Annotated in this window: 9 protein-coding genes and 1 pseudogene; 5 read left to right on the forward strand and 5 right to left on the reverse strand. The window is 52.1% G+C overall.

Translation table 11 applies throughout. The features are described 5' to 3' along the window. Positions 1 to 483: 483 nt before the first annotated feature. Positions 484 to 2,391: a hypothetical protein gene (locus FP815_04815; protein ID MBA3014259.1), complete on the forward strand. Its 1,908-nt coding sequence runs from the start codon at positions 484 to 486 to the stop codon at positions 2,389 to 2,391. A gap of 191 nt (positions 2,392 to 2,582) precedes the next feature. Here FP815_04815 and FP815_04820 read toward each other — a convergent pair whose 3' ends face one another. Continuing rightward, positions 2,583 to 2,894, reverse strand: a complete 312-nt coding sequence (locus FP815_04820) for a J domain-containing protein (GenBank protein MBA3014260.1) — start codon at positions 2,892 to 2,894, stop codon at positions 2,583 to 2,585. Then, positions 2,891 to 3,532: a glycerol-3-phosphate 1-O-acyltransferase PlsY gene (plsY, locus tag FP815_04825; protein MBA3014261.1), complete on the reverse strand. Its 642-nt coding sequence runs from the start codon at positions 3,530 to 3,532 to the stop codon at positions 2,891 to 2,893. The genes FP815_04820 and plsY overlap by 4 nt, the downstream gene beginning before the upstream one ends. 116 nt (positions 3,533 to 3,648) lie before the next feature. On the opposite strand from plsY, the gene FP815_04830 reads away from it, so the two are divergent. The 4 genes and pseudogenes from FP815_04830 (at position 3,649) to FP815_04845 (ending at position 7,611) form a co-directional block, all read left to right on the forward strand. Beyond that, on the forward strand, positions 3,649 to 4,125 hold the full coding sequence (locus FP815_04830) for a nucleoside deaminase (GenBank protein ID MBA3014262.1): 477 nt from the start codon (positions 3,649 to 3,651) through the stop codon (positions 4,123 to 4,125). A gap of 138 nt (positions 4,126 to 4,263) precedes the next feature. Next, positions 4,264 to 5,883, forward strand: a complete 1,620-nt coding sequence (gene hcp / locus FP815_04835) for a hydroxylamine reductase (GenBank protein MBA3014263.1) — start codon at positions 4,264 to 4,266, stop codon at positions 5,881 to 5,883. A gap of 172 nt (positions 5,884 to 6,055) precedes the next feature. Next, positions 6,056 to 6,631: pseudogene (locus tag FP815_04840) on the forward strand (phosphohydrolase). 209 nt (positions 6,632 to 6,840) lie between these two features. Next, positions 6,841 to 7,611 (forward strand): 4Fe-4S ferredoxin, encoded by a 771-nt coding sequence (locus FP815_04845; protein MBA3014264.1) that lies wholly within the window; start codon positions 6,841 to 6,843, stop codon positions 7,609 to 7,611. Here FP815_04845 and FP815_04850 read toward each other — a convergent pair. From FP815_04850 to FP815_04860, 3 genes are all read right to left on the reverse strand, one after another. Further along, positions 7,592 to 8,293, reverse strand: a complete 702-nt coding sequence (locus FP815_04850; protein MBA3014265.1) for a HEAT repeat domain-containing protein — start codon at positions 8,291 to 8,293, stop codon at positions 7,592 to 7,594. The genes FP815_04845 and FP815_04850 overlap by 20 nt on opposite strands. A 2-nt stretch (positions 8,294 to 8,295) precedes the next feature. Beyond that, on the reverse strand, positions 8,296 to 9,489 hold the full coding sequence (locus tag FP815_04855) for an FprA family A-type flavoprotein (GenBank protein ID MBA3014266.1): 1,194 nt from the start codon (positions 9,487 to 9,489) through the stop codon (positions 8,296 to 8,298). Positions 9,490 to 9,684: 195 nt separating this feature from the next. Next, positions 9,685 to 10,096, reverse strand: a 412-nt coding sequence (locus tag FP815_04860) for a ferritin (protein ID MBA3014267.1), incomplete at its 5' end; no start/stop codon positions are given.

Here is a 10,096-nt window from a genome sequence, read left to right on the forward strand (position 1 = left end):
CCATCTTTGGTCGCACCTCAATCACAAAATCCTCGACGTAGCGCTGCTACGCCTGCGGTTTTGTTCAATCGGTGCAACCAAATCTGACCCAGATCCGGGCGCGATCCAGGTAAATTGGTAATTTCCGAGTCCCTAAATCATCGCATGATACTCAATGTCAGTGTGTTCTCAGCCATTGGCAGGACCCAATCACCGTCAACTGTCAACCGTAAGCCGACAACCTGAGCAGTTACCAGCTTTCAGCATCAGACAAGCCATGGGAATCCATATCCCGCTGCAATACGACAGACCGCTCAGCGGCACGCTCACTCCAAACGCAGGCGCAAGATAAAAATAGCTCCGGCAACCCATCGCCAGGGCCTTTTTCAGCCATTATTTTATTGACTGGCCCTAACAAACATCGTAGGTTAAGACACTTTTCAGGATTTCTTAACACTGTGGCATATTAGCCAACCCACTACACTCTATAATAAGGATGCACCCATGCTCGGTCTGTTTCGCAGAAAGGCGCAATCACCCACCCTCCAAGTCACCATTGTCATCATCATCCTGGTTTTCATCTTCTGGGGGGTCGGCACCAACGACAATAATGCCACACTTAACGCCGTCGCCACCGTCAACGACGAGACCATCTCGGTCAGAGACTACCAGAAGCAGTATGAACAGACAGTAAACAGTCTCCGCGATCAGTTTGGTGGCTCAATCCCAAGCGGCCTGCTCGACCAGCTCAACATCAAGCAACAAGTTGTTGATAAACTGGTTCAATCCACCCTTCTCCGCCAAGGCGCCGTGAAAATGGGCATCTATATCAGTGACCAGGAGCTTCAGAACGCCATCAAGGAGATGGAAGCCTTTAAAATCAATGGAATTTTCGACGTTAAACGTTACGAAGAGATCCTGACCGGATCAAGAATGACGATATCGCAATTTGAACAGAGCATGCGTTACGACCTACTCGCGACCAAAGTCCTTGACCACCTAGGCCGCTTCGGCCATATCTCTCCAATAGCGCTGAAGGATATCTTCAACTACCAGTACCATGACATCAAGCTCGATTACGTTGCGCTCAAAGCAGACAGTTACCAGGATAAAGTTGAAAAGACCGACGCCACCATTACTGCTTTCTACGATGAACATAAAGCTCAGTACATGAGCGACCCTCTAGTCAAAATCAAATATATTCTCTTTCCCGTTGCCGACTTCAAAGAGTCTGCCGCTCCCTCAGACGACCAGATCGCCCAATTTTATCAGGCTAACAGCGACAGGTACTCCATCCCGGAACGGCGCCGGGCCCGACACATCTTGATCAAGACAAATACCACCGACCCTGCCGAAACAAAAGAAGCCGCGCGCAAGAGGATCGACGACGTTGCCGCAAAACTCAAGGCTGGCGAGAGTTTTGCTGATTTGGCGAAGAAGTACTCAGAAGATGGGACGGCCGCACAGGGTGGAGACCTCGGCCTTTTTGGCCGCGGCCAGATGGTTAAACCTTTTGAAGATGCGGTCTATGCTTTAAAGGAAGGACAGGTCAGTGAGGTGGTGGAGACCAACTTCGGCCTGCATCTAATCAAGATGGAAACAATCGAACCGGAAAAGCGCCAAACGTTGGAGGAGGTCAAGTCCGCCATCACCGAGCAGCTTGCCGGGGAAGAGGCAAAAAACAAGGCGTTCCAAGGGGCAAATGACGCATACGAACAGATCATCATGGTCGGCAGTCTGGCAAAATTCGTTGAAGACCAAGGCGCAGACAGCAAAATCACAATCACCACCACTGAGCCGTTCCCCCAAGCCAAGCCGCCCAAGGAACTGCAAGACGTCCCAGAACTGGTGAACTCCGCCTTTACCCTGAACAAGGGAGAACTGAGTTCGATTATTGATACAGGAAAAGGGTTCGCTATCATCCTGGTAGACGATAAAATCACTCCCAGCCAACAAGAACTGACCACTGTTCGCGATAAGGTCGAAGCCGACTTCATCGCTTCAGAATCAACCAAACTGGCTAAGGAAGCGGCAGAGTCCCTGCTCGCCACGGTCAAGTCGGGAAATACCCTGGCTGAAGAAGCCAAGAAACTTGGCCTCGACCTCCAAAGCACACCGTTCATCTCGCGGGCAAGCTACAGCGAAGCAAACACGCTTCCCCAACAGATTGCCCAAGAGGCACTCATCCTTTCTGAGAACAACTCGGTTCTCGACAAAGTAGCGGAAGATAACAGCACATTCTATGTTGTCGCTTACAACAGCAGCCAAGAGCCGGACCAAACGTTATTTGCAGAAAAGAAAGAGGAACTGGAGACCAACCTCGCAGCAGAGAGAAAAAATGATTTGGTAACCGCCTGGCTTGATACCTTGCGTCAAAAAGCCACCATCACCACTAAACCTGAACTTCTATAATCCTTGATGGCGTCGCAAAAAGCCCGATCTACTGCGTAGCAGCGCACTTTTGTTCATTCGGCACACCATATGTGTGGCCTCATTCGCAAAAGCACACTGCACCTTGTATATCGGCCCTTTTGCTTAGCCATCCCGTGACTTTTTGCGAGATCATCATCCTTAAAACCCGTAAGGATTGGCCAGTCTCGCCACTAGGACCGGGTGCGACCCCAAAGTGGATCTTCACCAAAACGGTCGAACCACCAGTCCTCGGGATCCATGGCCTCATCACCGCTCTCCGGTGGCAACAAGGGGAGACGACGGTTCAGGCAGTACTCGAGCAGTACAGCGTAGGCGGCATTTATCTCCTGCATCGGAGTCACAGGCTTCCCAGGCACGGCCAAGTCAGGATGAACTTCTTTAGCACACTTCCGGTACGCCTCCTTGATTTCTCGCATGCTAGCCTGATCACCTAACCCCAGGAGTGTTTTGGCAGCCACAATCCTTTGCCACTTCTCTGTCATAGTTTCTCTGCTGGTTCGTCTTTAACGAGGGTGATTTTTTTCCGAATACTATTCTCCTCATGATTTACAAGGCGCCTGATGTTCTCGGTATGCTTAAGCCAGATCAGACCGGCCACTAAGGCGGCCAGATACACCTTATGCCCCGACCCTTCAAAAAGAAAGACCAGGATCGGCATCAGGGCGGCAGCGATCAAAGAGCCCAGCGAAACATACCCCCAAACCCGGACCACAGCGACAAAGACTACAATACATAACGCCACTGCCAACGGTTGAAGATAAAAAAAGATCCCCAGCGCCGTAGCCACCCCTTTTCCGCCCTTGAATTTCAGATAGAGAGGGTATAAATGACCAAGGAAGGCCGCACCGCCAGTCGCCGCCACCCAGAACTGAACAGAGGGCGCATTACCGAGAATCTTGGCTGCCGCCAGCATCGGCAGCACCGCCTTGCCGGCATCCGCCAACAGGGTAATGGCGCCCATCTTCTTGCCCAACAGGCGGTTAACGTTGGTTGCCCCAATGTTACCGCTTCCTGCTGAGCGAACATCAATACCTAAACACTTCCCCAGAACCAAGCCAAAAGGGATTGAACCAATCAGATATCCTGCAATGACCAGAAAGTATTCCATACCGCTCCACATTAGTTTTTGTCGTCCGCGTGAGTCCTTCCTCCAAGGGCCTTCACCCCTTGGATTTGTTGTTTTTATACCATGGCCATGAAGTAATCGAAATAAAAACCCTAACTCCTCCTATCTCCATGTCAATGTCGGACAACACCTTCATGCGCGAGGCAATTAACCTGGCGCTCACCATGATGCAGGAAGGCCACGGCGGCCCCTTCGGAGCCGTTATCGTCAAGAACGGCTCCATCATCGCCCGTGGCTTCAATCAGGTCACATCATCTCTTGATCCCACCGCCCACGCCGAAATTGACGCCATCCGCAAAGCGTGCCAGCATTTGGGTCAATTTCGTCTCGACGGCTGCGAGATCTTCGTCAACTGCGAACCCTGCCCAATGTGCTTGGCCGCACTCTATTGGGCAGGCATCGAAAAAATCACTTATGCTGCAACCCGTGAAGATGCCGAGGCGATTGGCTTTGCCGACAATCATATCTATCAGGAGATCAATAAACCTCCTACGGCCAGGGCAATTCCGATGGTCCAGATTATGCGACAGGATACGCTGCCCGCCTTTGCTGCCTGGCAGGCATTAGCAGATAAGATCCCCTATTAACGAGAATGACAACAATACAGCGCCTTTTTTTTCACCCTTGACTTAAGTCAACGTTTCCCCCTCACTGTTCTGCTATAATCAAACCATAAAGGAACAAGGAGCCTACTCACCATCAACCACCAAAGGAGGAACCACCCCATGTATTGCAACCAGTGTGAACAAACCGCCAAAGGAATCGCTTGCTCAACAATCGGCGTCTGCGGAAAAGACGCTCAAGTTTCCGACCTACAAGACCTGCTGATCCATGCGACCCAAGGCTTAAGCCTGTATGCCCATGCCGCACGGCAACAAGGCATCATCGATCCAACGGTAAATCTTTTCACCTGCGAGGCCGTTTTTTCAACCCTGACCAACGTCAACTTCGATCCCGAACGACTGGTCACCCTGATCAAAAAAGCCGTTGAGTTGCGAGAGGGTTTGCGCACTCGTCTTGGCGGAAAAACTTTCAGCGAGGCCGCTGCCAATTTCACCCCGGCTGCGGACATGGCCGGTCTGGTTGCCCAGGGCGAAGGCGTCACCCCTGCCGCTGACACCACTGAGAACCCCGACATTCTGTCCTTGAAGCAAATTTTGCTTTACGGGCTCAAGGGAGTAGCCGCTTATACCGATCACGCCAAAATTCTCGGACAGGAAGACGATGCGGTTTTTGCCTTCATCCACGAAGCCTTGGCAGCTATCCTGCGCCATGACATCCCCATGGATCAATGGGTAGGACTGGTCTTGAAGTGCGGAGAGATCAATCTTCGGGCCATGGAGTTATTGGATGCCGGCAATACCGGAACCTTCGGCCATCCGGTGCCAACTCAAGTGCCTCTGGGAGCCAAAACAGGTAAAGCTATCTTAGTCTCCGGTCACGACCTGAAAGACTTAGCAGAAATCCTGAAACAGACCGAGGGCAAGGGGATCAATGTCTACACCCATGGTGAGATGCTGCCCTGTCACGGCTATCCGGAACTAAAAAAATTCAGCCATTTGCATGGCCACTACGGTACGGCGTGGCAGAACCAGGGCAAGGAGTTTGCCGAGTTTCCCGGCGCCATTGTCATGACCACCAACTGCATCCAAAAGCCAAAAGACTCTTACTGCGGCAATATCTTTACCAGCGGTCTGGTCGCTTGGCCTGGCGTCGCTCATATTACCAACAACGACTTCACCCCTGCCATCAACAAGGCCTTATCTATGCCTGGTTTCGCTGCCGACACCGACAAGGGCTCGGTGATGGTCGGATTCGCCCGTAATACCGTGCTCTCGGTGGCAGACAAAGTTATCGACGCCGTCAAGGGCAAGGCCATACGGCACTTCTTCCTGGTTGCCGGCTGTGATGGAGCCAAACCTGGCCGCAATTACTACACTGAATTCGTTGAGCAAGTGCCGACCGACTGTATGGTCCTGACCCTGGCATGCGGCAAATTCCGATTCTTTGATCAGCAGCTTGGCGACATTGGGGGCATCCCCAGACTACTTGATATCGGCCAGTGTAACGATGCATACTCTGCAATCCAGATTGCCAGCGCCTTGGCTGGGGCCTTTAATTGCGGGGTCAACGATCTGCCTCTGTCCATGGTGCTTTCCTGGTATGAGCAAAAGGCTGTGGCCATCCTCCTGACCTTGTTCCATTTGGGAATTCAAGATATCCGTCTGGGACCGACTCTGCCGGCATTTGTCACCCCCAATGTCTTGGACGTCCTGATCAAGACCTTTAAAATCAAACCGATCACCACCCCGGCCGATGACCTGAAAGCCATCCTTGGCACGTGATAAAAAAACGAATTTATGGTCTCGTCCACCATCGTGTGTGCGGGCCATAAATTCGAGAAGACGTTCTTTATGCTGAAAAATAAAAGGCGTGCGGGAGCGCCATCATTACAATCTTTACCGCACGCCCCTTCATCTTGATCTCCTTAATCATACCTACCTAGGAGGTGCTACTATGCAATGCCCTGGACAAGACAGTCGATACTGGGATGGCGAAGCGATTTTCGAAAGCCACTGCCCAAAATGCGGCGGAGTTGTCGAATTTTTCAAAGACGACAGCAAACGCCGGTGCCGACAGTGCGGTCATGAACTGGTAAATCCTCGGATTGATTTTGGCTGCGCCTCTTACTGTCCCTTTGCAGAGCAATGCCTCGGCGGGCTTTCACCCGAGATGCTGGCCCAAAAACAGGACCTGCTGATTGACCGAGTGGCCCTCTCGATGAAACGTCAATACGGGGAGGACTTTGCCAAAATAGGACGAGCCAGTCGGACTGCTCGTTATGCTGGAACCCTGGCCAAAAGCGAAGAAGCCAACAAGGCCGCTGTCACCATCGCGGCGCTCCTTGCTGAACTCGACGGCCCTGTCTCTGGAACAGGCCACAGAGAGACCACCAAGACACTTAGCCTGCTCACCGAATTACAAGCAAACGAAGGACTCATCAACGAGGTCTGCACCCTGATCAAGACAATGGGTAATGACAGCGAAACCGACACATCGACCAACACGCGAGTCCTCCATGACGCATGGCGCCTCGAAGGACTCGCCCAAAGTGCTGAGGCACAATCCACCATTGGACACGCTCAGGAAATGATCAGCGCCTTCAAAACGGTCAATGGCCGACACGAGGCAGAGTCGATCCTTGCGGCCATCAGCAAGGCATCATAACATAAAGAGGGCGGGGATACCCCTGGGCCCATACACGACCACATTACCTGTCACAGTAAGAAGGAGAGAGCCCCATGCAAGTACGACGAAAAATTATTGAGATTGACGAGAATCTATGCAACGGTTGCGGACAATGTATCGTCGATTGCGCTGAAAGCGCCCTGCGCATCATTGATGGCAAGGCCCGGCTCGTTGCTGACAAATACTGTGACGGTCTCGGGGCCTGTTTGAAGGGATGCCCGACTGGGGCTTTGCAGATTATTGAACGCGAAGCCGTCGATTTTGACGAAGAGGCGGTCCAGGAACTACTCAGGCAGCAAAAGGCCCAAGGAGAAAAACCGACCCATGCACACGGGTGCCCATCTGCCACCGTGCAGATGCACGACCCTGCGAAGCCACATAATTTAGACCAACACACCCCGTGCCAAACGGCGAACCGCCCTGTCAGCCTCCAGTCCGCCGGGGCCTCGGCCTTAAGTCACTGGCCGGTGCAGATCCGTCTGGTTCCACCAACCGCACCCTTTCTAACCAATGCCGATCTCCTGATCGCGGCCGACTGCGTCCCCATTGCCTATGCCGGGTTTCACCAGGACCTGCTATCCAACAGAGTTGTAATGATGGGATGCCCAAAATTCGATGACGGCGAAGCCTATGTTCAAAAAATCACTGAAATTTTGACGCACAGCGGAATCAAATCTCTACTGGTCGCCATCATGGAAGTCCCCTGCTGTCAAGGCATGGCGGCTATTGTCAAAAAAGCGGTTCAAGTATCCGGATCAACGATTCCCGTAAAAGTCACTGTAATCAGCACCAAAGGAGAACACCTCAGTCGTCGACCCTTATAAGCAAAGCATCCGCCTGCCGGGCAAGTTCACCAACGGTCGTTTCGATAAATTCACCATTCTGATAGATGGCAAGAGTCCGTGGGTCTTCAAAGAAGGGGGGGAGGTACGATAGAGACTGCCGGTCCCCCAACCGACCCAAGGCAAGACAGGTCAGGCCTTGGATGGTAGGATCAACAGTCACCAGATAGGGCAGAAGGTAACGCACTGCGTCCTTGGACCGAAGCAGGTCGGGGGCGGCCCCGGCCAAGCGGGCCACCCCCCAAATCAAGCCTCGTTGCAGGGCTTCAAGTTCCAGATAAAATCCATCCTCCCTCATAAAAGAGACGAGGATATGGGTGTACTCCCCAGCCAGTCCGGCATGGCAGGAGAGTACCTCGGCCATAGCCTCAGGCACCCCCCAACCGATACCGCCAGACTCATCGTTAAGCATCCACATAAAGCGACGCATAACCACCCTGGCGTCTTCCATCTCATGATCAGCGAGGGCTGCCACGGTTCGACCCATGGCCGACACCGCCCGCCATTTTATCTCGGGATCACAACTACAGAGACAGGAGAAGAGCGGCTTCAACGCCTTATCTGGAGGGATCGAGGCCAGGTCAGCCAACGCAGACTCAAGTGACGGACCCTTGAGCCAGTCACTGACCTGGCGACTCAATGCCCTGATTCCCTGGGGAGGCACTGTCAGTCCATCGCCTTGACTGCGGCGGCGATTTTAACCCCTAGCTCCTTACACTTGGTAAAGTCATCATCAGTCGGTACATTCTTGACCTTGATGCCGGGATCAACCAGGGTAATCTCCATCGCCTCCATGGCCTCATTCATCTGCTTGACCGCTTCACCACTCCACCCGTATGAACCAAAAGCAGCACCGACCTTACCCTTAGGCCGCAACCCTTTGAGGTACGTCAAGAAATCGCCCATCCGCGGCAAATAACCATTATTCAAGGTTGGCGAACCAAACACCAGAGCTCTACAATCAAGAACCTCGGTCATCACGTCGCTACGATGGTTGACCGCAAGATTCATCAACTTAACCGTCACCCCCTCCCGGCTGATAGCGCCGCCGATGGCCTTCGCCATCTTAGCCGTGCTATGCCACATGGAGTCATAAATCACCAACGCCTTGGGCACCGTCTCGCGCTTACTCCACCGATCATACGCTGCCAAAATATGCCCTGGGTTGTTCCGCCAGATTACTCCATGATCTGGAGCGATCATGTCAATCTCAAGTCCCAACTCCGCCACCTGGGCCAGGAGTTTCTGAATATTCGGAGCAAACAAATTCAAGATATTGGCATAATACTTTGCCGCATGGCACATGACTTCACCGATGGGCAACTCATCGGCGAATCGCTCGGTGCTGGCTAAATGCTGACCAAAGGCATCACTGGAAATGAGCAACTTATCCTCTGGGATATAAGAGAACATGCTGTCTGGCCAATGCAGCATTTTTGTTTCCAAAAAGGTAACGGTCTTTTTACCAAGGCTGATACTGTCACCGGACTTAACAACAACCAACGGCCAATCATCACGGTGAAAATGGTCCTTAATGGCCTTCTCACCCATCGGCGAACAAAACACCTTTTCCGGCTTGACGAGATCTATAATTTTGGGCAGAGAGCCGGAATGATCCATCTCCACATGATTAACCACGATATAATCAATCTTGGTGGGATCGGTAAGTTCACTGATATGATAGAGCAACTCTTCGTAGTAATTCGACTTTACCGTGTCAAAGAGGGTAATTTTTTCATCCATGACCAAAAAGGCATTATACGTCGTCCCCTTATAGGTCGAGTACCCGTGGAAATCCCGGATATCCCAATCAACTGCTCCAACCCAGTACACCTTGTCCTTGATTTCTGTAATTGCCATTCTCTCCACTCTCTCCGTTATCCTTAGTATCCTCGTCGCGCCCCGTCCCGCTGATCAGCATTTGAAGCCAACACCAGATAAAAAAAGTGCCGGCCATTTCTGAACCGGCGCTAAAAACATACGTGCCAAAATTTGTAGGGTGATTCTTCCTTAAAGCCTAAGCCGCACTATCCATCATCCCATCGTGCTAGTCTTCTAGTTGGCGGCTTCGGCTGGAAGGGTGAATATCCGCTGGCCCAACTCTTGATCCAGCGCAAAGAGACTGCTGGCGTCATGGCCAACCATCTTCAGTTTATTCACAACGCCGGTGGCAGTTGCCTCTTCTTCGACCTGCTCAGTGACAAACCACTGCAAAAAGATTGTCGTAGCATGATCACGTTCTGCCATAGAGAGATCAACCAGATTATTAATGAGACTGGTTACTTTCTGCTCATGGGCCAAAGCATTTTCGAATACGGCTAGCGCCGATACCCATTCTGCCGGAGGCTGATCAATCGCCTGCATAACTGCCCGCCCTCCCCGCTCATTGACAAAATCATAGATCTTCATACCATGAAACATCTCCTCCTGGGCTTGAACCCGCATCCAGGTCGCCATGCCATCGAGA

The sequence above is a fragment of the Desulfobulbaceae bacterium genome, from assembly GCA_013792005.1.
GTDB lineage: Bacteria > Desulfobacterota > Desulfobulbia > Desulfobulbales > VMSU01 > VMSU01.

Bases quoted from the DNA above. Each gene is read 5' to 3' on its own strand.
- plsY (MBA3014261.1), bottom strand. From the start codon at position 3,532: ATGTGGAGCGGTATGGAATACTTTCTGGTCATTGCAGGATATCTGATT.
- hcp (MBA3014263.1), top strand. From the start codon at position 4,264: ATGTATTGCAACCAGTGTGAACAAACCGCCAAAGGAATCGCTTGCTCA.
- FP815_04845 (MBA3014264.1), top strand. From the start codon at position 6,841: ATGCAAGTACGACGAAAAATTATTGAGATTGACGAGAATCTATGCAAC.
- FP815_04830 (MBA3014262.1), top strand. From the start codon at position 3,649: ATGTCAATGTCGGACAACACCTTCATGCGCGAGGCAATTAACCTGGCG.
- FP815_04815 (MBA3014259.1), top strand. From the start codon at position 484: ATGCTCGGTCTGTTTCGCAGAAAGGCGCAATCACCCACCCTCCAAGTC.
- FP815_04855 (MBA3014266.1), bottom strand. From the start codon at position 9,489: ATGGCAATTACAGAAATCAAGGACAAGGTGTACTGGGTTGGAGCAGTT.
- FP815_04820 (MBA3014260.1), bottom strand. From the start codon at position 2,894: ATGACAGAGAAGTGGCAAAGGATTGTGGCTGCCAAAACACTCCTGGGG.